This is a genomic window from Pedobacter sp. SYSU D00535 (assembly GCF_017355855.1).
Lineage (GTDB): Bacteria > Bacteroidota > Bacteroidia > Sphingobacteriales > Sphingobacteriaceae > Desertivirga.
Genome location: NZ_JAFEWD010000005.1, coordinates 63,130 through 86,473 on the forward strand (window position 1 = coordinate 63,130; position 23,344 = coordinate 86,473).

The window sequence follows — 23,344 nt, forward strand, 5'->3', positions numbered from 1 at the left end:
AGTGCCAGGGGATAGTTGGAGCAGTGTATCTTGCACAAATAGGACTTCTAAAAACGCGGTGGAGGCATTACTTTTGTCGAAGCTTTGACTTGAGTTATGGCAGAAAAAGAGAAACTAAGAATTGATAAATATCTCTGGGCGATCCGGATCTTTAAAACGCGGACTTTAGCTACCGAAGCTTGCAAAGCTGGTAGGGTTAAATTGAACGGGCAAAATATTAAGCCCTCCTACGAGGTAAAGGTTGGGGAGATTTACCATGTTTCTAAAGGGGTGGAGCGCAAGCAACTAAAGGTTAGGGGATTGCTGGCTAATCGTGTAGATGCTAAAACAGCAGTGACTTTTTATGAGGATTTGACACCGGTGGAGGAAACGCAAAGATTCAAGTCCATGTTCCACTCTCCGCTACTTAAGCGAGATCGGGGCACAGGCCGTCCGACCAAAAAGGATCGAAGAGAAATTGATGATCTATTGGATGAAGGCACTGAGGCTGATTGGGAGACGGACGGCGAATAAGCCGATCAGTATGTGATTTTAGATGAGGATCTCTGCCAATTAGCAAACGCTGTCAGCGCTTCTTCTCTTAATAACTGCACCATTGCCACGTTTCGCTCAGTCGGTGGGCGATCCAGTTCCTCGTAAATGAATTGGTCGTCGAAGCCAACAGAAGCTGCATCAGCTTTTGTGTTTGCATAAAATATTCTCGAGATACGCGCCCAGTAAATCGCTCCAAGGCACATGGGACAAGGCTCGCAACTGCTGTAGATAATGCAGCCGCTAAGATCGTATGTGTTAAGTTCTTTGCAGGCGATTCTAATGGCTGAAACTTCAGCATGAGCGGTGGGGTCATTGGTCAGGGTTACCTGATTAGCACTTTGAGCAATGACTTTACCGTCTTTGACGATTACCGCTCCAAATGGCCCTCCCTCAGCAGTGCTTACATTTTTTTCAGAAAGCGCTATTGCTAGTCGCATGAACTGCTCATGCTTTTTTTGATCCTCCATATGTACAAAAAGAAATCCCCGACTATCAAAGTCAGGGACAAATTCTTTTATAAGAAATAAAAGTCGAAGATGTTTTTCTATTTCTTTTCTTTTTTATACGCTTCGTTTAGTCCTGCTACTACTTCTTTTGTTACGTCCAGGCTTTCATCGGCAAACAAGATATTGGGGTTGGTTTTGGAATAGGTTAAAACCATTCTATAACCTTTGTCTTTCGCATAAACTTTGAGGTATTCAGCTACTTTCTGATAAAGTTTGTCATTTTCTAAAGCAGATTCATTAGCCAGGGCAGAACTTGCGTTTTGGTTGAAAGCTGCTAATTCTTGTTGTTTACGAGCCAAACGTTGCTCGGTAGCAGCACGCTGGTCGGCACTCATGTTTTGAGCTTGTTGCTGGTATTCAGCAACCTCCCGCTGAAAAGCATTTCCTTTGGCGGTCAAGTCCGTTTGGGCCTTCTTCGATTTACTCTCCAGCTTGCCTCTGATGTCTTTGAAGTAATCGTAGTTGTTAAGAAGTGAGTCAGAGTTAACGTAAACAATTTCTTCTGTCTTTTTTTCTGCGGATGCTGTTGTTGCTGCCGGCTTACTAGTTTTAGGTTGTTCTTTATTACATGAAACCATTACTGCTGCAAACACTATCCCTGCAGTAAGTTTAGAAAATGTCACCAATGTATTTTTCATTTTATTAGTTATTTTAATGTTTGTTGTAGCCCTCAAGACTACTGTAAGAGATCTAATCAGCTTCTTTTTCGCGTTTGTTTCCGAAAGAATTAAAGGGCAAATATAACTTTTAAAAGCAAAGTGTAAATAGGAGCTGAAATATGCAATTAAAACTGGTTGATAAACGGCCATTTTTCTCCACAATTACCTAAATGCCACCAAAAAGCGTTAAATTTGAACCTACTGTTTAATGTAAACTATGAGCGAAGAAAAGGAAAATAAATCTAATTATTCGGCGGATAATATACAGGTACTAGAAGGACTGGAAGCGGTGCGTAAGCGCCCGGCGATGTATATCGGAGATGTTGGTGTTAAAGGATTGCATCACTTGGTGTATGAGGTTGTCGATAACTCAATCGACGAAGCATTGGCTGGTTATTGTACTGATATCAAGGTAACTATACATAAGGATAATTCTATCTCTGTTGAGGATAACGGTCGCGGTATTCCAACCGCAATGCACACCAAAGAGAAGAAATCAGCTCTTGAAGTAGTAATGACTGTCCTTCACGCCGGTGGTAAGTTCGACAAGGATACCTACAAAGTGTCCGGGGGACTCCACGGGGTAGGGGTATCGTGTGTGAACGCACTTTCGACCCATTTGATCGCTACAGTTCACAGGGAGGGCAAGATTTTCAGACAAGAGTACGAACGCGGTAAGCCGATGTACGATGTGAAGGTAATTGGCGAATCACAACGAACCGGAACGATTGTTACTTTTCACCCTGACGCTGAAATCTTTACTCTATCAACAGAATATAAGTTTGATACGCTGGCAACTCGTTTAAGAGAGCTGGCTTATTTGAATAAAGGCATTAAGTTGATTCTGATTGACGAGCGTGAAGTACTGGAAAACGGAAGCTATTTGCAGGAAGAGTTTTACTCAGAAGGTGGTTTACGCGAGTTCGTAAAGTATTTGGACGGCACTCGTACTCCGTTAATTCCTGAGCCTATTTATGTGGAAGGGATTAAGCAGGGGATTCCTGTAGAGCTGGCACTGCAGTACAATGAAACTTATTCTGAAAATGTACACTCCTACGTAAATAATATCAACACGATAGAGGGAGGAACACACGTTGCGGGTTTCAGAAGAGGTTTAACCAGGACGCTTAAGGCATACGCTGAGAAATCAGGTCTTCTAAAAAACATGAAGGTAGAAATCACTGGTGACGACTTTCGTGAAGGCCTTACTGCAGTGGTATCAGTAAAAGTGGCCGAGCCGCAATTTGAGGGACAGACAAAAACTAAGTTGGGTAACAACGAGGTAACTGGAGCTGTAGATGTGGCCGTTGGTGAGATTCTAGGTAACTACTTGGAAGAGAATCCGAAAGAGGCGCGCTTGATTGTAAATAAGGTTGTGCTTGCAGCTACTGCTCGTGCGGCAGCGCGTAAGGCTCGCGAGATGGTTCAACGCAAGAGCGTGATGGGCGGTTCCGGACTTCCTGGGAAGCTTGCTGACTGTGCCGACAAAGACCCTGCAAAATGTGAGTTATACCTGGTGGAGGGGGACTCTGCGGGTGGTACAGCAAAGCAGGGACGCGACAGGAACTTCCAGGCGATTCTTCCACTAAAAGGTAAAATCCTGAACGTGGAGAAGGCGATGGAGCATAAAATCTACGAAAACGACGAGATCAAAAATATCTTCACCGCTTTGGGTGTAAGTATCGGAACACCCGAGGACGACAAGGCTCTGAACCTGGAGAAGCTGCGTTATCACCGTATCATTATCATGACGGATGCCGACGTGGACGGCTCGCACATTACTACACTGATTCTAACATTCTTCTTCCGCTACATGAAGGAGCTTATTGAGTTTGGTTACGTGTACATCGCTGCGCCACCACTGTATCAGGTTAAGAAAGGTAAAGAGTTCGAGTACGCTTGGAACGATGAAGAGCGCGATGCGGCTGTTCAGCGGCTTAAAGGCTCAGGCAAAGAGGATAGCGTGCACGTGCAACGCTATAAAGGTCTGGGAGAGATGAACGCAGAACAGTTGTGGGAGACAACTCTAAATCCTGCAACCAGAACATTGCGCCAGGTGACCATTGAAAATGCCGCAGAATGCGACCATATCTTCTCCATGCTAATGGGAGATGAGGTGGCACCCAGACGTGATTTTATCGAAAGAAATGCTAAGTACGCACGGATTGACGTGTAAACGCTATACAAAAAGTAAAAGGTCTGAATGGAATGATTCAGACCTTTTTTTGTTGGCTTAATTAGTAGCTGAATCCGTCCCGGTCTTTCCTGTTCGGATTTCGAGATTTTTGCAACAATTCGTTGAACTCTTTCTCCGTACTGTCGTAAGTAGCTCGTGGTAGGGCTGGGTTATAGTTTAAATAAACTGCAGCACTCGTTTGCTTGTCGGAGGTAATGTTTACCCGCTGCTTAGAAAAGCCGTCATCCACAATCATGGTACAGGTGTTTGGGGGCACAAGTCCGAGGTTTTCCGCATAAACCACAACCTCTGTAATTGCAGAAAATTTGTCTAATCGAAAGGTCTTTGTGTAGGGTTTTCTCGTGATCCTTTTGTTACTGATCACTTTTTCCCTGTTAAAATACACCGACACGGTATCAAGGTCCTCCCTCAAATAATCCCGCAAGGTGATGGTAACTTTGTAGTTCTTTACGTCGATAACTATGGGATTATCCAGTTTTGTTCCATATAGTTTAATGCCAGGCAGCGTGTCTGATTTAACCTTTTCCATCACTACAGCCGGTATTAACGATAGGGAATCATTTTTGGGTTGAATTCTTTTTCGTACAATCAAGTTCCCTGATCTGTAAGGAGACCTGCTGTAGTAGGCGCTATTCCAACTTCCCACCAGCACGTCATAAGGAGCATCTTTTTTGTATATCAAGTTCAGCTTTTTGATCCAAAGAAAAGTTTCCTGGTCCAGAATCAAGGAGTCGAGAATTTTTAGATCCGAGATAGTTAGCCGATTATTTTGGGTAAGTAATCCAACAAAGTCCATTGTTGCACGGAGGGTTCCCGGCACAGAACTTCCTGTTTTCACTACATCAAACAGATAAGAGCGACCGCTGACAATATTTCCAGTTTGACTTTTAACATCGAAAACGATTCCCCTATGGTAAACTCCTTCAGCCTGGATAAAGCCTTCCCAGACACCTTTATATTCCTGGGCTCTCAGGGCCACGATGTTCATGAAAATAATTAGGGGCAGGATAATGGCAGTTCTTTTCATGGTCAAGGTTTATATCTTAAATATACTGCGGCAGTCTTTTGTTTATCAGACTCAATTAGAAGTCTGTGGGTCTTGTTCCCGTCAATGATGAGTAACTGGGATGTGTTTGGAGGAATATGTCCCAGGTTCTCTGCAAATAGTAATACCTCGTTAAGTCCTGAACCGTCAGCAATAGTTAGTTTAAATTTAAAAGGTTTTTTGCTTATTTTCTGCTTTCCTGCAATCAAATTTCGATTGAAGTATACTGATACAGTATCGTTGTCTTCCTTCAAATAATCATTCAATCGAAATTCTAATTCTCTCTTTGAAACTTGGATCTCTGAAAGCTTTTTAATCTCGGTCTCCTGAAACATCGGGGTAAATTCAGGGAGTGGGACAGTCGTAGTCGCGATAAGAGGAGCCCCTCCAAATCCCCCACCATCAAAAAACTGCTGAAGATGGCTTCGCGATCTTGCGAGTACTATTTGTCCTGGTGGGCAGGGAGAATAGTCTAACTTGTCAAATCCATCCCAAGTGCCGAGGAGGTATTCTGCACTCCCTGCATGGAGGTATTTGAGTCGAAGGGTTTTAATGCACGTTATATAGCCAGGCGGCATGCGTTCTTCTTCTATTCCCAGAAGTTTTTCAGCAAGTAGTACGGAGTCTCCCAATACTTTGCCTTCCAGTCTGATTTTTACTTTTACGATCCTGTCGATATAAGCATCGGATTCTCCCCAGAGCTTTTTGCCCTGATTCAGATAAAGATCGAAGTTATAGAGGTCGCTGTATCCACCCGGATCTTGCGTAAGCTTTCCGTACCATTTGCCTTTCAGATCTTGTCCCACACCAGTCAGTCCCCACAGGCAGAATAGTACGCCGAGGAGTAAGGGGTTCATAAGGTTGATTGTTAAGTAAGTTGCTAGTAATCAACTAATAACCTTACTTCTTTTTCTTTTGTTTGAATAAAATCAGGCCAGTTTCTCTTGAAAGGATAGCCTATGATGAAGGTAGTCTATAACTGCCCCATACTTCATCAGGATGTCGCCACCAACAACTCCGATAACCGGTCCCAGGTCTGCTTGCTGATAAGCTTGATTTATCATAGACAGATCGAGAACTGCGGTGACGAAGTCTGGAACCGTCAATTCTCCAATTTTAAATTCAGGGATAGTGAGGATATGACTTTCCATAGAATTTGTTCCGAGGCCGGTGGAAAGTTTATCGCTCAGGTGCAGGGTTTCACGGTCAATATATTCTTCAACCGTGCTTTTGTCAAGTACGGTGCGGGAGGCTCCGGTGTCGAGCACTGCTTTGAAGTGCTTACCAAAAACAACGACTTCCACCAGGAGATGGAAGCCGTCGTCATTAAGATTTAAAATCTCTAAAGGAACCGTTATCATCCGTTATCCAAGTACCTTACTTTCAGCAAGGACGCCATTCATGCTGCGAACAGCATCTGCACTTTTGTTGAATGCAGCTTGTTCCTCAGGGCTAAGCTCGAAGTTCACTATTTTCTCCCAGCCATTTTTACCCAAAACTACTGGTACAACCATAGATATATCAGACTGTCCGTACTCTCCTTCCAGGGATACGCCACAAGACATTAATCTTTTTTCATCTCTTACGATGCTCTCAACCATGGCAGCCGTACCTGCTCCCGGAGCATACCATGCAGAGGTCCCGATGAGCTTAGTTAACGTAGCGCCTCCTACCATCGTAGCCTGCACCACTTTGTCCTGCTGCTCCTGGCTTAAAAACTGGGTTACAGGAACACCGTTCCAGGTGGCATGTTTAATCAGAGGGATCATTGTTGTATCTCCGTGGCCCCCGATTACGACAGCACTTAAATCAGCTGGAGAGCATCCTAATTCCTGGCTCAGATAATACTTGAACCTAGCAGAATCGAGCACTCCTCCCATCCCTAATATTTTGTTTTTTGGAAGACCTGACGTTTTAAGGGTCAGATAATTCATCGTATCCATTGGATTGGAAACGACGATAATTATAGTGTTGGGGGAAAATTTCAGCACATTCTCAGTCACCGCTTTTACAATATCGGCGTTTGTTCCAATCAGCTCTTCACGCGTCATCCCCGGTTTTCTTGGCAATCCTGATGTAATAACTACAACATCAGAATCGGCAGTACTCGCGTAATCGTTTGTAACTCCTTTTACCTTCGTATCAAACCCTAATAGGGAGGCCGTTTGCATGATATCAATCGACTTACCCTCAGCAAATCCTTCTTTGATATCTAACAATACAAGTTCTTCGGCTAATTCTTTTCTAGCGATATTATCGGCACAGGTTGCACCGACGGCTCCTGCACCAACTACTGTAACTTTCATGAGTGATTTGTTTTTAGGGAGTTAAACAATTTTGTCTAAAATAAAAAAATCGCCAGAGCAATGAAATTCTTTTTTCTATTTGTAACGTTTGAATTTGGGCCTACGTCATTACTTTAGCTAAGCATACATTAAATAATTAAAATGTCCTTAATGTTTGATATCTCGAGCTTTGAAGCGCTTTTTCAAGTGAACTACGCATCACTTTGCGCTACTTCCTATCGCATTGTTCAGGATAGGGATATAGCCGAGGATATTGTGCAGGACGTATTCGTGAAGCTATGGGAAAAAAAAGACGAGATTAAGATTACCACTTCTCTTAAAGCCTACCTGTTTCAAAGCACTATCAATCAGTCACTCAACTATTTAAAAAAGTATAAAAACTCCCTTAACAGGGAGACTGCTTTTGGAAGGGAAACTGGCGTTGATATCAATTCAACCGAACAGATTATGGCCTTGAAAGAGGTAAGTAGGCGGGTTGATGAGGTAGTTGAAGCGCTGCCCGATGCCTGTCGCACGGTGTTTATCCTGAGTCGCTATGAACAGTTGAGCTACAAAGCAATCGCAGAGAAATTAAATATTTCCGTAAAAACAGTGGAAAATCACATGACAAAAGCGTTGAAGTATCTGCGTAAACATCTGCTATTTATTTCTCTGCTAATTCTTTTAAAAATTTTTATTGCCGCATAGGGGTAGGGGTTGTTGAGAATGTCTCATATTTAAACGACGTAAAAATGGAAGAGCAAATTTTGAACGAGGCCATTGAGAAATGTCAGGAGGGTGCAACTCCTGTAGATGATCTGCTGGACGTGCTTAACCTGGCGCAGCTAATTATTGCTTAAACATGAGCGACGAAAAGTACTGGAATTTGATGAGTAGGTATTTGTCTAACGACTTGACTCTGGAAGAGACGGAGGAGTTGTTGGAGTGGATGAATGACGATCCATCCCGGGCAGACCTACTTAAAGAACTTCAGGACACCTGGGATAAGACCAGAAATTATCCGGAAAATTTCAAAGTCGACACCAGGGCTGGCTGGCAAAAGGTTAGAACTGCCATCGAGGTACAAAAGCGAGGTCCGAAGGTGCGGAAGTTCAGCACTATACATTGGCTTGGCCTGGCAGCGAGTGTGATAGTAGTGTTTTTCCTTGGAATCATTACTTATCGGTCATTGTTCAAAAGTGAGCTGCTTGAGGTGGAGGCCTTTGCCGGACAGCAAAAAGAGGTGGTTTTACCCGATGGATCCAAAGTCTGGTTGAACGAAATGAGCTCTATCAGCTACTCTGAGTCCTTCAATAATGATGACACCCGCGAGGTACAGCTGGAGGGAGAGGCATTCTTTGAAGTGGTTAAAGACTCGGAGAGAAAGTTTGTAGTTCGTACTGGCAAAACCCGAACACAAGTATTGGGGACCTCTTTCAACGTAAAGCAGGATAAGGAAGGGTCAGTACAGGTATCGGTAGTTACAGGAAAGGTAGCATTCAGCCCGATAGCCAACACGAAACAGGAACTGTTGCTTTTGCCAGGAGATGCAGGACTCATTTCAAAAGAAGGTTATGCTAGCAAGTTTAAGTTGGGGGATGAGAATTTCCTTTACTGGAAGAACAGAGAGTTGAAGTTCAACAACGCCTTGCTTTCTTATGTAGTAAAATCACTTGAAGAAGTGTACGAAGTTAAAATTGAAATTAACGATCCCGACCTTCTAAAACAGCGTATCACCACCTCGTTCAATCAAGTTTCCTTTCATCAGGCCAGCGAAGTACTTGAAGCTATGCTGGGACTTGAAATCACCAAATCTGATTCTGTTTACGTCGTCAAAAAGAAACAGTAAGTCATTCACAACATCATGAATCAAAATTTTAAAAAGATAAGCGTCTTTCTGGGAATCCTATGCCTTTCGTTACAGCTCTTAGCACAGGACCTTACACGCCGTATCACCGTGAATTATAAAGAAGTGCGCTTAAGCGAGGTTTTAACCGATATGAACAAAAGGTTTGGTCTTAATTTTTCATACGTCAACTCTGACCTTAACCTGGATAAAAAGCTTAGTTTACAGCAAAATGCGAAGCCGCTGAAGTTGGTTTTGGATGAGCTCTCAGAAAAGACGGGCTTGCAGTGGAAGCAGGTAGGCGCTCAAATTGTTTTGCGTTCGAAACTCAAGAAAACATCAGCTACCGAAGAGCAGCCGCAAAAGTTATTGCAAACCATCCGGGGAGTGGTGATAGATGAGGAAAGTGGTTCGCCTATTCCAGGAGTTACCGTTCAGTTGCGTTCCGTTAGTCCCCTAAAGGGAACCTCGACAAATGTAGATGGAGTTTTTCGATTCTCGTCCGTGCCTGTGGGACGACACGAAATGGAATTTTCAGGAATGGGATACAAAAAGGTGGTGCTGCCGCAAATTTTATTGACCGCAGGCAAGGAGCTGGTACTTTCTGTGGCAATGACAGAATCGGTGACAGACCTTCAGGCCGTGGTAATTACCGGGAGTAAAGATCCTCAAAAGTCGTTGAACGATTTAGCCAGCGTCAGTGCTCGTTCATTTACTGTTGAAGAGACCGGACGATATGCTGCCAGTTTTTTCGATCCCGCCCGGATGGCGTTGAGTCTAGCAGGTGTTACTGCTGGTAATGACATTAATAATGATATCGTAATCCGCGGGAACTCTTCTAAGGGTTTGCAATGGAGACTGGAGGGCGTGGAAATTATCAATCCCAATCATTTTGGAGAAGAGGGAAGTTCTGCTGGAGGGGTGAGCATGATCAGTTCCAGCATGTTAAGTACCTCTGATTTTTTTACCGGAGCCTTTCCTGCTGAATACGGAAATGCTTTGTCAGGGGTATTTGATCTGCAATTCAGAAAGGGAAATACGGAACAGAAAGAATATTCATTTATGGTGGGACTGCTTGGAACCGAAGCGTCGATGGAAGGGCCCTTTAAAAAGGGGGGAAAATCTTCCTACCTGGTGAACTACCGCTATTCTACCTTGAGCCTTTTAGAAAAGGTGGGCGTTTCCCCCTGGCCAGACGGATTCACCCCGGTTTACCAGGATTTGGCTTTCAATTTAAACTTCCCAACAGCAAAAGCAGGAACTTTATCTCTTTTCGGTATCGGGGGGAACAGCTGGCAGGAGGCAGAAGCCGAACGCGACTTTAGTAAATGGGAAACTCTTGAAGATAAGTTCGACCGTAAAGCGACTTATAATTCGGGGAGTGTAGGCCTTAAACATTTGCTTCACCTTGGCGGGGATACTAATGTGAAAAATATTATTTCTTACTCGGGAAATCTGGTTACAGATGATATCGACTCTCTTACCAATAGCTATGAGACAAATGTATTCGGCAGGGATTCTTATGGGAATAGCGCTATCAGATACTCAGGGATGCTAAATCATAAAATCAATCCGAAGAATACAATCAGGACAGGTGCTATTGTTTCTCTTCAACGGTTCGATTTAAGCTCGCTAAGTTATAAAAGCGACATTAAAAGGTTAAGCCGGATCTTGGATGCTAAAGGCGAGGCTTGGAATAGTGAGGCCTATGGGCAGTGGAAGCACCGGTTTAATGACCGGCTATCAGTCAATACTGGTTTACATCTAAGTTACTTCAACCTCAGCGAAAGTTTCAATATAGAACCCCGCCTGGGACTAAATTGGTGGGTTAGTGCCAATGAACAGCTTTCTTTTGGTGCCGGCTTACATAGCAGACTTGAGCCAATGGCTTTTTACTATGCAAAAAATGAATTGCCGGATGGTAGTGTGGCAAGTTCAAACTCTAACCTCTCGCCGACGCAAGCTTTGCACCTCGTGGGTGGCTACGAAAGAAGTTTTCCGAAAATGGTGCGGCTCAAAGCGGAAGCCTATTATCAGCATTTGTTTAATGTTCCTGTGTCGAAGGACCCTTCCATTAATTTCAGCACCCTGAACACCGCAAATGCCTACATGATCTATAACCGCAATTATCGGGGGCTAATCAATAAGGGAACGGGTACGAATGTGGGACTGGAACTGACGTTAGAAAAACCGCTGAACAATGGATACTATTTTCTGGTAACATCATCCATCTTTGATTCCCAATTTGAAAACTCAAAGGGGCGGCGGTTTAGTACTGATTTCAACAGCAACTTTATCGGAAATCTGGTAAGTGGTAAGGAGTGGAAAACCGGCACCTCAGGTAAAAATCTGTTAGGATTAAATACGAAGTTGGTGTACACGGGAGGAAGAAGATATACACCCATCAATTTTGAGAAGTCGCTTCAGGAGGACTATCACACGGTTTACGAAGATAAAATTAATACCCTCCGCACCTCACCCTATTACCGACTTGATTTATCAATGACTTATCGGATCAACAGGCCCAAACTGACTCATGCAATTTTTCTTGATATTCAGAATGTAACTAACCGTCTTAATGAGCAGGGTAAGTTTTATAACGCCGACAAAAACAATATCGAAACAATCACGCTTGCCGGAATGATTCCTTCTGTTTATTATCGGATAGAGTTTTGACGCGGTTATAACTTTAGCAGCAGAAAGTAGTAGTGCCCAGAAAGTTTTAGAGCTCCCGCGAGAGGAGCTTTTTCTATTATTTCAGTCGGCGCTATTTCTTATCCTCCACCACTTTAATTTTGAATGTCTTATAGCCTAGCAGACCTTTCAAGTCTGTACCCTGGATGGTGACAGTATAAGTTCCAGGGTTTTGGGAAGAAAAGAAGGAAACAAGAGCCTTGCCCGAGGCATCGCTCACTAAGTTAGGCTCCCAGTGGATAGTGGAACGTAAATCGGGAATTGGGGAGAGAGTCCGCTTGGGATGGTAGCGAGGGCGGTAGAATTCTCTAGGCCAGCTGATGGGTAAGGGTTTGTAAACCGCTGTTCCGGGCGTAGTTTTAGCGAAAGTTCCTTGCCCGGATCGGGTGGTGATTTCGATATAGACATACTCTTTATTGGCCATGATCTCCTCAGTCGTTAGAAACTTCATGTCATAGTTGCTGGTCCTTGATCTATTAAACATAACTTCAATTCCAAGCACTTCACTTGGTGCAATACTATTGAGATTGCCTCTGAGAAACTCAAAATAAGAGTCGCCTAACACTTCAGCGCCCTCCTCCGTCTGGTAAAACCACTTTAAGTCTATTCCGTCGAGGATAAACCTGGCTTCCTTATCGTGCACAAAGTACACCATTTCTGTTTTCCTGGTTCGGCTTTGGAATCCTCTGACCGTTGCCATTAATACGTCAGTCAAAAGCGTCCTGTCGGCTTCAGCCACGGCTTCTTCATCTATTACCTGGTCGGCTTCTCCGGATCCGTTCAGGTTTTTAGAGCGCTTAATTACCTTTTTCGCATTGACGGTTACCTCCTTCAGAAGATTTCCGCCCTTTAGTAGCAAATCTTGTTTCTTCTTTTGCACCCCGACATTAGTTTGGACAAATTTTAGCAAAGTACTATCTGAATTTACATACCACGGCGGCATTATCCTTCCTGCATTTGAAAGTTCGAGCGGCTTAAATGCGTCTACCACTACCCCAACGTTAAAACTTTTCCCTCTTGGATTCCGAGCCTGAATAAAAAATGCCGCCGTATCCAGGGGAGGGAAGGCCTTGAATTCGAAGCGACCCTCGTCATTGGTTATGGTATCCCGGAAGATTTTTGTTTTTCCCATCCCCATCAACAACACATTCGTTTTTGCCACAGGTTTATTTAGAATATTCAGCACACGGCCGGAGACTCTAAATTCTGACTCCGCCAGGAAGCCGGGCTTCTGAGGCCCTTTTAAAATCTGATCCCACTTGTAGCCGCGCCAGCCTTGAGTTAACATCAAAAGATCCATATAATAGGCTGCTTCCCGGTTTTTTTGAAAATACAGCCAGGGTGCTTCAATATGGCCTTGTAATTCTGATTTCAAGAGTGTTTCGGTGAGAAGGTTTGCCTGCAGGCTGTCTGCTTTTACCTGACTGTCGTCTGTAACGGCGACAGAAAAGGTGGCGCTAACAGGTTTTCCTTCAGCATCAGCAACCTGGAACAGGAGGGGCACGCTATCTCTCACAGAATAATAAGGTTGTATTTCATGATCGATTTGCAGTTCGTCGTCATGCTGAATAAATACCAGGCGCTCATTGAGGGGCTGATCGGAGGAGTTGAACAACGAGAAGTGGACGATGCCGGTTGGAAATGCCTGCTTGGCAATAGTTGCCGACGCTCCTTGTTTGCTTGCAGTAAAGGTTGCGCCATAGGACGCGGAACCTCTTGAAAAAGCTACTACCCGATAGGTGCTGTTGTTTGTGAGGTCGTCGCTCAGGAGTATGTAAACTTTTATTGAATCGCTTTTTGGATTGTTTACTACTCTGATTACTGTTCCTGAAGGTTTTACTGCAGGAAGTTTAAACTTTTTCAGCTGGCCGTTGGGTAGCCGAACGTTGGCCGTATACACTTCATCACGAGATGGGATTAGTTCGAAACTGCCCATACCTTTAAAACTGGTATTGAAATCAGCAAAAACATTATTCTTCGAATCTGTGATTGTTCCAGACACGGGCACTGATAGCCCATCTGTTCCAATTGCTTTAAAGGCAACCCGCGCTGGAAGCGTAGCCACCAGGTGTCCTCCTTCAGGCATAAACTGCATGTCAATTTTTTCCGGATCGTTATCCGTCAGCGGGATCGCTACTTTCTGTTTTCGATTTGTCCTGTTTTCGACTGTAAGCAGGAGTGTGCCTTCTGTCCTCGCCGGAAGTTCCAGCTGGGAGGAGATTTTCCCATCGAGGGTTTTAGTCGACTCTTTAGCTAACACTCGTCTGCCGCTTTGCAGCTTCCAGTCAAGTTCCGTAAAATTGATAGGCTTGTTTGACAGGTTTTTCAACTGAATAACCAAGTCCAGATTTCTTTTTCCAGCTGAATCGGTGAATTGGTGATTTTTACCTACAAGCCAGTGATCTTCAGCTTTTTGTGTAATAAATAACTCTTTTTTGAAGAAGCCGTCTTCCCCGAAATTTCGCATCCAATTGGTGTATGCGATTAAGGTATAGTTACCTTCTTTGAACTCGGTATCTGTAAGGGCTATCTGTCCCCAGGAAACTCCGCTTGCAGCCGGGATAACCAGTCGCTTTACCGTTTTCAAGCTGTCTGTCACAAGCTCCATGTAGATAAGACCGCTATGGGTAGATCCGGCATTCTGCTTTCCATCTAGCAGATAGGCCTTGAACCAAATGGTGTCACCAATGGCGTAATGAGGCTTGTCGGTGTGAATGAAGAGCTTTTCGGTGGGAAGTTTTTTACTAAAAGAGTCCAAACGAGCAGTGAGGGCTTGAACTTCATTGTCGAATAGTTGCCTTGCTGGCTCTGAAGACTTGTTCTGCGTTTTGCTTGGCTGGTATTCGAAGGGAAGAAGATCCGCTATTCGTTGTACTGCCATCTCGCCCGCCCATGTAACGGCAGAAGGATCGAAATATCCCTTAGCATCAATGAAGGAAGCTGTCTTTTTACGTATTAATCGCGAACTATTATTTCCAAAGCTTAACCTCAAGTTTCCCGGAATCCTAAAATATTTATCCGGGCCCTCTGTTGCTACCAGGTCTTTATAATTCAGAGGTGTGTTCGAAGCGGAGTAGATTTGAAATTTGTTCTCTTTGAGCTGGTTATCCCATAAAGATCTTATAAAATGCATTCGGGATCCCCAATACGTACGCTCTCTTCTTTTAGCCAAATTCTTGTCGCCTGCCGCTGAGGAATCCTGTGAAAAGTAGTAATTGCCCTGAAAAGAGGTGCTCGATGGTTTGTAGGTGAAACTTTCCAAAAAATAGGTAATGGTATACCCGAGGCTTTTATTATCGATGATTAAGGGTTGGTCGCAGTAGGCTTTTAAGGTTTTAGTTTTAGCCGAATAGTTGAAAATCAGATCTGCTTCATTAATAATTTTGCAACTACGAGCATTGGCTGTCGTTCCTAAGAACTCTCTTTTAAAGATCGCCAACTTCTCCTTCAAAGGCATGCCGTCGCTGCCTCCAATCACCACTTCCTTTAACTGAGTTACTTTAGGTTTCAGTTTAATCTCTAGAGGCTTGGATGAATAACTGTCAATAATTTCAGACTGATAACCAATGGCACTTACTGTCAAAGGTATTTGTTTTCCAATGCCTTCTGTGTTTAAACGGAAAAAGCCTTCTTCATCAGAAATTGTGCCTCTGAAAGAACCTTCAAAATAAATGCTGGCATAGCCAACAGGCTTTCCGGTTCCATCTTCAGTAACTCGCCCCTGAACTGCTTGCGCTAAAACATCTGATCCAATAAGCAGGAGAAAAAGCAATAATGTATTGCTACAGGCACTTTCCAAGGAGAAGGTTGAGAGATACATGGGGTTTAGTTTTTGAAATAAGTCTATTCAGTCCACCCTGTCTGACCCGTCCATCATGCACTTCACGTTCTTCTCTGCTTTGAAGGCAAACAATTTTGACGCGGGTTGATAGTCTATTTAGGTTAAAGTTATGAAAAGGTTTCGAACGGCTATGCGCAGAAGGTAATCTTTTTCAAAATCAGTATGGTCAATCATATAAGCGCTTCCGCCACTTTAAAAGGCTCTTCTTGAACAAATATTTTGCAACGCAAGATTCAACCGCCTTCTTCTAACAGAGCCGTTCGTTACGCTGCCAGCTCAAAAAATACCAGCGGTTGTCCTTTTGCTTTAACTTAGAATGGATACCCGATCGCAAGGTTAAACACGAGGTTTTCCCGGCGCCACTCTTTATCTCTCAGGTTGAACTCTCCAAGTACCCAGCGTTCGCCCTCAGGTAACCAGGGTTTGCGAAGGGGAGTGGCTAAATCGGTTCTTAAAACAAAGAAAGAGAGGTCGAAGCGTAAACCGATCCCTGCACCTACTGCCAGTTGCTTCATGAAATCTTTGCTAAACTTAGACTGTCCTTCAGCTTCGTCTTCGTTCAACAACCAAATATTTCCGGCATCTACAAATAGAGCACCCCGCAGAATGTTGTTGAATTTCGGCCGGTATTCTGTATTTATTTCCAGCTTTACATCACCTGTCTTATCGGCGCCCAGCATGCCGCCGCCAGTGTCTCCAGGGGTGGTAGTTCCGGGCCCTAACGATCTTGCCCGGAATGCTCTTAGACTGTTTGTTCCGCCAATAAAAAATTGTCTGATAAAGGGCAGATTAGGGGAATTTCCGTATGCCAGGCCGTAGCCGGTAATCAAGCGGCTGGCGATTTGGCTGCCGTATCCCAGGTTGAAGTAGTGTCTGAAGTCATTCTCCAGTCGGACATACTGAGAAAAATGCGCCCCGAAAATTTTTTTCCTATTCCCTTCTTCATGATTAGCCCCTGTTAACAGGCCTAAAAGATTGCCGGAAAGGTCGATGTTGAAGTTTTCGTAAAAAGTATTGGTCTTCCTGGTTTCAGTGGTGTTAGTGTACAAAAAGTTGTAATTAGGACCGATGATAAACTGCTTTTCTATTGCGCGCTGATAAGCTGTATTTCCCGCCTTAAATGCGCTGTCAGCGATGTGTTGATATCTTTTAGTCGGATTTGATTGCACATAATTTACTGAAATCAGATTAAACGTATGCTCCCGTTTGACGTCTTCCTTCCAAATGTAGCCGAAGGAGGTGCGGAAAGAGTTAAGTATGTAGCTTTGCGCCCGGTTAAGCAGATCATACCCCAACTGAACGCGGGTGCGTGGAATAAAAGCACTGGACGACCTGAAGTTGAAGGGCGAGATAAGCCTTGGGAAGGTTAGGTTCGCCTCCGCGCCAACTCTAAAAAGGTTATTGCCCTTATTTATTCCCGAAACCTGAATGTCTGTTCCGGCATAAGCCGTGATGGTTAGGAGCTCTGCACCTCTAAAGGCATTCCGGTTTCTCCAGCTTAAATTCACCTCTGTACCGTTGAAGTTCGCCGAGGTGCTTCTGGCGCCAAGCTCCGCTCGTATCGATTTTTTAGGAAAGGGACTAAGGTAGTAATACACGTCCAGTTGATTATCACCACTCTCAGTAGACTCTTCAAAACGGTTTTTTACAAACTTAAAGGTGCCAAGCGTTACCAGTCTATGCAGCGACAGATTGTGGTCTGTCCGGTTGTAAGCATCTCCTTTATTGAAGAACATAGCACGTTCAAAAATTCGTGGCTTGAAGATGTTCGCGGTATCAATTACGAGGAAATCTTTGTGCGGTTTTGCATAGGCGGTACTCACCGAGTCTTTGGAAATGTCGTAGTTGGCGTGGATGTAAATGTCGTCGATGGTGTAAATGTTTCTGGCTTGCAAGGGCATATCAGTTTTTGTATCAACATAGAGATCCACCTTATGCTGATTATTTGTGCTGTCCACACGTACAATAAGATGCTCAGGACTGAAGTAATAGAACCCCTGCTCCTTCAGGCGTGCATCAATACGGTCCCGCTCCGATCGAATCACATCCAGATCGTAAGCCTCGCCCACTTTCAAAAAGCTGGTAGGACTAGTCGCATTTATTGCCTTGCCGAGGTCTGAGCTGTCTGCCGGGAAATGGACACTGCTGATCATATACTGAGGTCCTGGAGTAGCAAGAAACGTAAGCCGCGCTCTTTTTCTTCTTAAACTTGTATCTGAAGCGACGAAAGCGTGAAAGTAGCCCCGATTTTCCAGCCGGTTTTCAATCAAATCGATGTTATGGTCCACCTTTACACTGCTGAAGAGGACAGGCGGTTCCCCAAATTTATTTCTGATCTTATTTCCCAATCCTCCTTCTTTATTTGGGTTTCCCCAGAAATTGTAGATCCATAATTTGAATGGGATACCTAAAAAGCGTGAGTTCGGCCGCGGTCTCACTAAGCCGGCCAGCTCTCCCGACAGCGCTTTTGATTCCCTTGGCGGGATGTTGTTTTCCTGCAGTTTTACATTCGCCCCCATGAACAGGTAATCTCCTTCAGGAATATTTTTAGTAGCGCTGCAGGAGCTTATGATAATAGAAATAATGATGAAAGTACTTAGTCGGATAGTGTTATTCATTTCCTGCAAGTTTCGTGTCCTTTTCTGCCTGGCTACGTTTTCTTTCCTGTCTTCTGCTTTGGAAAAGCTCTCTGAACTGGTTGTAATCCATGTTAATAATAAAATTTAATCCTGTCTCAATCACCTGGCCCTCTACCGCAACCTGGTATTGATCGCGGCGGTAAAACCGGAGACGATATCTTCCATCCTTGCTTAGCTGATAGTCGAGTGTAATATTTCCAGCCACATTATTTGTTTCACGCTGAGGCTGCGCCGGCCCCTCCAGCTCAAAGTTATTGCCTACAGATACCTGCAAGCGGTCGTTCAGCAGGCGTTTAGACAGACTAACGTTCAAGTCCGTCCGGTTCTTGAGTTGCCCGGTAGTATAGTCGTCGGTCGACTCAAGGTCAAAGTTGAGGTCAACCCCGCCGATCAGATCTCCGGCCAGCTGGTTCAACTGCTCTGAAAGCAATTTGCTTACACTTTGACGGGCAAGCGACTCTGCACTTGTTCCGCCTGCATTGCTATCAAAAGGATTCTCAGATACAAAACGGTTTAACAATACAAGTGCAAAGGCTTGTTTGTTTAGTTCTGAAGGCTCGGCCCGGATCTGCTCCAGCCGGGTTCTTACCGTGGAGGTGACTCCTTCCGATACCGGATAACTGCCCTCCGGCAGTACGATGTCAAAGGAGATGAGCGGCTTCATCAGTTCACCCTTCAGACTTAGCAACAGCTCAAAGGGAAGATCTTGCTTATAAGTGTTCAATTCTGCCTGCGAAGCGCCTCCCAGTTGGTCAACTACGAGGTCGATAGGAGGAGTTTCTGCGACATACACTGCCGTTACATTCACATCAGCCATCATAGGTTCGCCGTTCCAGGTAATGCTGCTTCCCTGTCTGATGTCAAATCTTCTTCTGATAAAGTTAAAAGACAGCTCGTATGCTCCTTCTTCCAGGATGTAATTTCCAGTGAGCGTAATTTTGCCGCTGGGGTCAATTCCACCTGCCAGCTGTGCCTGCCCCCGCATGCGTAGAAAGTCTCCGTTCCCCTGATCCACGATCAGGTTGAAGACGGCATCTTTATCTACTTCTATATTGGCTGCTACATCCAGCCCGATAATTTCGCTCGTGTTTAAAGAGTCGACCCCGGAAGTCAGTGCTGTTGCATTTTCAGGATTGTCCATATCTACAAATTCGACAATCCCTTCACGGTCAATAATGCCGGGGTCTGACTGCGGAAGTACTACGGTTAAGTTGGTATTCGGCAGCACTTTTAGATTTCCGTCAATATGAGGTTGGTCCATATCACCCCGGATGCGGAAGCGACTATCGAGAAGTACCTTCCCGTAGTACATTTCATTGTCTTTCGCCGTAGAGTTCAGTGCCATAAAATTATCACTGCTTACATCCAGGTTAAAGCGGTAGTCCATGTAATTCTGGGTGAGCAGGGAGCCATCAATGGCCGCGGTATTACCTGCAGAATCTACGATAGTGAAGGTGTTGAATCGGATTCCCTGTTCGTTGAAAGTGATACGTTCGTCGTTGATGCGGTACAAGGAGTTAAACATGCCGATCCGGAAAGCGGTGTTGTTGAAGTAGACGTCGCCGTTTACATTCGGATCTGCGGTAGTTCCTGTGATGGATAGCTTTCCATTAAGACTTCCGCTGGCGTCCTCCAGATTTCCCATCGTAAAGCCTTCGATGCTTTTGAGATTAAGATTCACGATGTTCAGGCTCAGATCAAAGCTGCTGTTATTCATGTAATAATAGCCGCTTAAATCCACATCGTTGCCCTTTCCGCTGATCTCCACATTTGCCGCCAGGGTATTTGCTGTCTGATTGTTCACCTGCATGGCAATGTTTCCCACGGTGTCTCCCCTGAAGTTGAAGTCGCTAATCACCAAGTCGGAAGTAAATACCGGCGAACTCTGCAGATTACGAACGAGCGCATTCCCGTTAATGGTCCCGCCTGCGAGCAGGGAGTCTTTCCTCGCTATCTCCGTAAGCGTCTCAATTTTGAAATTGCTGAATTCTACATTGACGGGACTGTTAAGACTGGCAGGAGTGGAGTTAACACTTAATCGCTGGTTATTGCTCGACAGCACAAAGTTCTGAGCAAGGAAGCCACCATTCCCAAATCGAATAAAGTTGTCCTGGCTAACGTTCCAGGTGTCGTAGTTCAATACTAGCCCGTTCGGAAGCAGGCTGAACTCAAAGTTGGACCGAAGGGATTCCAAATTACCTGCGATGCGATAGCGATCCCGGTTGTTCGCATCGCGGACACGCAAATCTGTAGTAATTAAATTATTAGCAATATTTCCGTTGATGCTGGTGTTCTGAAACTGGATCTGCCCGCTATTCATCCTGCTCAGGGTGAGGTTGTAGGTAATTCCACTGTCTGCCTGGGCAGTACTGACGTTAAACGCCAGGTTGTTCAGGTCAATGCCATTGTATAAAATGCGAGGGGCGTTACCCCGCACGTTCAAGGCGCCAGTTTCATTATTGAAGTTTCCATTCAGGGTGATAGTGGCCATTTCCTGCAGTCCGGGTACAAACTGGGTGATGATGGGACTATTAGCTACTGTCGCGCTGAAGTTAAGACGCTGCGGAGTGGCAGTGTTTCGGGCAATCGGCGGTCCGGACGGATTAAAATATTGATAGATGACAGATTGTATAGCCGGACCGACCTGGGTCAGTTGGTATTTTCCGGTTGCGGTAGCATTTACAAAATTAGAACGGAGGCGAATACTATTGCTATCGGCCGTAGAAGCAGCGGTAAGCAGTACTGAGTCAACCGGGATCCGGTTTCCTGTCGCTACCACAATGGCGTCTGTTAATTCAATGCTACCGTTCAGGTAGTCAGGGTCTGCAGTTGGCAGATTGGCTACCACTTTCCCGCGGAAGCGGAATTCATCCTGCATGAAATTAAGCTTCTGCAGGTTCAAGCTATCTACGTTAATGGTACCCTTAATCGACGGATACTTGCCTCTCATGTTGGCCGTCGCATTCAAATCAAAGTTGATATTCGGATCATTCATGGAGGCGATAGCGGTGATATTGCCGTTGTTCGCCGTCGCATTGAGATTGAGGTTGCGGTAGTTGTACTTATTGTACTCCGCCCTAACTACACGTCCACGCACCTTGCCGCTGAACGTGTTGGCATCCAGCCCTCTTCCATCTACGTGCACGGCCATCGACAGTCGGCCCATCGTAGCTTCCTGTCGTAGCAGCCTGCCCAGGTGGAAATTATAGGTATTGATATTACCGGTGTAAGAGGGAACAGCGCCATTGCTGAAACTTCCAATCACCCGGGCGCTTCCATAGCTGGAGTTTAAATTAAGATTGGTCCTGAAATTGGTCATCCCACCAGTGAACGTTCCCTTTAGTCGCATGGCATCCGGTATATTGATGTTTGCCGGTATGGTGCCGCTCGGCACCATTGCCTGGATATCGTCATCTTCCGTATAGAAGTCGTGCAGCGTGACGTTAAAATAGGCGCGGTTCATATCCGGAAGTCCGGTAATCCTTGCCGTGGCATCAATCTTTGTATTTCGGAAGCCAGAGAGCTGCAGCCTGGGAATCGACAAGTTACCAAGCTGTCCGTTCACTTTACCATTGATAAAAAGTACTTCGTTGGCATTTCCCCGGAAGGGATCTGTATTGGCAAGATCAGGAACGAACACCAGGATGTCCCGGAAACCAAGGCGGGTGTTGTTAAGATTTGCATCAATACGTAACGCTCCTGGATTCCTGCTGATGCTTTCTATCGAGGCATACGATGCACTGATGTTGTTCCTGATAAGCGTTTGGTCTGTTTGAAGAAGGAGGTTGCTTAGCTGCGCCCGGGTCGGTCCATAGAAGAAATTAGCCTGGAGGCGCTGCAAATTCAAACCACTTCTAGCCTCTCTCATTTTTCCGGAGTTAATTACGCCTGAAATGGTGTCTATCGTGTAAACAAAGTCGTCGACATTCAGATCAAGATCAGTTACGCGCATATGCGCATAGTCCATTCCCCTGCGAAGCGCAGGCTCGTTGTTATTATCAAACCGAATCTTATTGTTTTGGAAGTTGATGTTATTCGAAGTGAACTTCCAGGTTTTTGTAGTGGCCGTAGCCTCCTGTTTAGCTTCTTCGGCAACTACCCGGGCCGCTGGTTTTCTGCCCAGCGTAATGTGAAAGGCAGAGTTATTTAAGTTAATATCTCTGAGGTTGATCACCTGGTTTTGCATGTCGAGCTTGTCCGACTCCACTACCAGCCGGCCGACATCGATATCGGCGTTTAAGGCCGAGACCGCATTCCGGTAAGTCAGCTTCACGCGATCCAAGTCGGCAGTTCCTAGTTGGAGAGCATAGTTTACAGGGGTAGCACTCTCGGCAATGTCTGCAGCCTGGCTCTCGGGCTGTACCGCTGGCTTGCCCTGCTTGATGACAGCATTGACGTTTGCGAGCTTGAATTTCGGGATGTTATAGCGCATCTTCTCCAAGTCGAACTCCTTTATCCGGGTGTCGAAATGCCCCAGCCAGATGTCCACATCGTTGGCAGTAGGAACGTCGTTATAACGAACCCGTATCCTGTCAAGGTTTACTTTGTCAATGGAAAACTTCATGGGGGCAGCAGCGGTGTCTACAGGTTGCGGCTGTTGCTGCTGGGTGGCAAAGGCATTGAGGATATAGTCGAAATTGAAAACACTGTCGCGGTTTCGATGGATGTTGGCGGTAATTCCGCGCAAGTCAATCTCATTGATCTCTACCGTATTTCGTAAAAGCTTCATCAGGCTGATATCCACTTTTAAAGTATCTCCGGCAAGTAGGGTATCGCCCTGCTGATCTTCAAAGTACACGTCCTCCAGTACCACCAACTTCGGGAGGTCGAGGCTCAATCTGTTCACTTCTACCCGTGTCCCAATTTTATTTTGAAGGAAGCTCACGGCTTTTCCGCGGGCATAATCTTGCACGGCCGGCACTCTTATCAGCACAAACAGCAACAGCACAAGGAATAAGACAATTCCTATGATCCAAAGAATTATTTTTAAAGAGAGTATACCGTAATTTCTCAAGGCAGCGAATTTTAACTGTTTAATAAATTGTTAAATGCCTCGAAATGTTTGCTTTTAAACGCTTTTGCATACAAAACTTTTCCA

14 protein-coding genes are annotated in these 23,344 nt (G+C 45.0%); 5 read left to right on the forward strand and 9 right to left on the reverse strand.

The window, feature by feature from the left end; all coding sequences use genetic code 11:
- Positions 1-96: 96 nt before the first annotated feature.
- Positions 97-513 carry an RNA-binding S4 domain-containing protein gene (locus J4N23_RS12515; RefSeq protein ID WP_207427762.1) on the forward strand — a complete coding sequence of 139 codons (417 nt, stop codon included), beginning with the start codon at positions 97-99 and terminating at the stop codon, positions 511-513.
- 5 nt (positions 514-518) lie between these two features.
- On the opposite strand, the gene J4N23_RS12520 is transcribed toward J4N23_RS12515, so the two are convergent.
- Both J4N23_RS12520 and J4N23_RS12525 read right to left on the reverse strand, forming a co-directional pair.
- Positions 519-1,001 carry a nucleoside deaminase gene (locus J4N23_RS12520; RefSeq protein WP_207427763.1) on the reverse strand — a complete coding sequence of 161 codons (483 nt, stop codon included), beginning with the start codon at positions 999-1,001 and terminating at the stop codon, positions 519-521.
- 77 nt (positions 1,002-1,078) lie between these two features.
- Positions 1,079-1,678 carry an OmpH family outer membrane protein gene (locus J4N23_RS12525; protein WP_207427765.1) on the reverse strand — a complete coding sequence of 200 codons (600 nt, stop codon included), beginning with the start codon at positions 1,676-1,678 and terminating at the stop codon, positions 1,079-1,081.
- Between the two features lie 238 nt (positions 1,679-1,916).
- On the opposite strand from J4N23_RS12525, the gene gyrB reads away from it, so the two are divergent.
- A complete protein-coding gene (gyrB, locus tag J4N23_RS12530) occupies positions 1,917-3,875 on the forward strand; it encodes a DNA topoisomerase (ATP-hydrolyzing) subunit B (RefSeq protein WP_207427766.1) in 1,959 nt (652 codons plus the stop codon).
- Positions 3,876-3,936: 61 nt separating this feature from the next.
- On the opposite strand, the gene J4N23_RS12535 is transcribed toward gyrB, so the two are convergent.
- The 4 genes from J4N23_RS12535 to mdh all read right to left on the reverse strand — a co-directional run bounded on the left by J4N23_RS12535 (position 3,937) and on the right by mdh (position 7,247).
- Positions 3,937-4,923, reverse strand: a complete 987-nt coding sequence (locus tag J4N23_RS12535; protein ID WP_207427767.1) for a hypothetical protein — start codon at positions 4,921-4,923, stop codon at positions 3,937-3,939.
- A gap of 2 nt (positions 4,924-4,925) precedes the next feature.
- Positions 4,926-5,798 (reverse strand): hypothetical protein, encoded by an 873-nt coding sequence (locus tag J4N23_RS12540; RefSeq protein WP_207427768.1) that lies wholly within the window; start codon positions 5,796-5,798, stop codon positions 4,926-4,928.
- Positions 5,799-5,870: 72 nt separating this feature from the next.
- A complete protein-coding gene (locus J4N23_RS12545) occupies positions 5,871-6,302 on the reverse strand; it encodes a retropepsin-like aspartic protease (RefSeq protein WP_207427769.1) in 432 nt (143 codons plus the stop codon).
- Positions 6,303-6,305: 3 nt separating this feature from the next.
- The gene (gene mdh, locus J4N23_RS12550; RefSeq protein WP_207427770.1) at positions 6,306-7,247 is read right to left on the reverse strand and encodes a malate dehydrogenase; all 942 of its coding nucleotides are present in this window, start codon (positions 7,245-7,247) and stop codon (positions 6,306-6,308) included.
- Positions 7,248-7,397: 150 nt separating this feature from the next.
- Here mdh and J4N23_RS12555 point away from each other — a divergent pair, with 150 nt between their 5' ends.
- The 3 genes from J4N23_RS12555 to J4N23_RS12565 all read left to right on the forward strand — a co-directional run bounded on the left by J4N23_RS12555 (position 7,398) and on the right by J4N23_RS12565 (position 11,748).
- Positions 7,398-7,934: an RNA polymerase sigma-70 factor gene (locus tag J4N23_RS12555; RefSeq protein ID WP_207427771.1), complete on the forward strand. Its 537-nt coding sequence runs from the start codon at positions 7,398-7,400 to the stop codon at positions 7,932-7,934.
- Positions 7,935-8,088: 154 nt separating this feature from the next.
- Positions 8,089-9,075 (forward strand): FecR family protein, encoded by a 987-nt coding sequence (locus J4N23_RS12560; RefSeq protein ID WP_207427772.1) that lies wholly within the window; start codon positions 8,089-8,091, stop codon positions 9,073-9,075.
- Positions 9,076-9,225: 150 nt separating this feature from the next.
- Positions 9,226-11,748 carry a carboxypeptidase regulatory-like domain-containing protein gene (locus J4N23_RS12565; protein ID WP_207427774.1) on the forward strand — a complete coding sequence of 841 codons (2,523 nt, stop codon included), beginning with the start codon at positions 9,226-9,228 and terminating at the stop codon, positions 11,746-11,748.
- Between the two features lie 91 nt (positions 11,749-11,839).
- Here the strand turns inward: J4N23_RS12565 and J4N23_RS12570 are convergent, their stop codons facing one another.
- From J4N23_RS12570 to J4N23_RS12580, 3 genes are all read right to left on the reverse strand, one after another.
- On the reverse strand, positions 11,840-15,586 hold the full coding sequence (locus J4N23_RS12570; RefSeq protein ID WP_207427776.1) for a carboxypeptidase-like regulatory domain-containing protein: 3,747 nt from the start codon (positions 15,584-15,586) through the stop codon (positions 11,840-11,842).
- Between the two features lie 332 nt (positions 15,587-15,918).
- Complete coding sequence (locus J4N23_RS12575) at positions 15,919-18,225, reverse strand: BamA/TamA family outer membrane protein (protein WP_207427778.1); 2,307 nt, start codon at positions 18,223-18,225, stop codon at positions 15,919-15,921.
- The gene (locus tag J4N23_RS12580; protein WP_242689217.1) at positions 18,218-23,260 is read right to left on the reverse strand and encodes a translocation/assembly module TamB; all 5,043 of its coding nucleotides are present in this window, start codon (positions 23,258-23,260) and stop codon (positions 18,218-18,220) included. Before J4N23_RS12580 ends, J4N23_RS12575 begins: the two co-directional genes overlap by 8 nt.
- Positions 23,261-23,344: the final 84 nt, after the last annotated feature.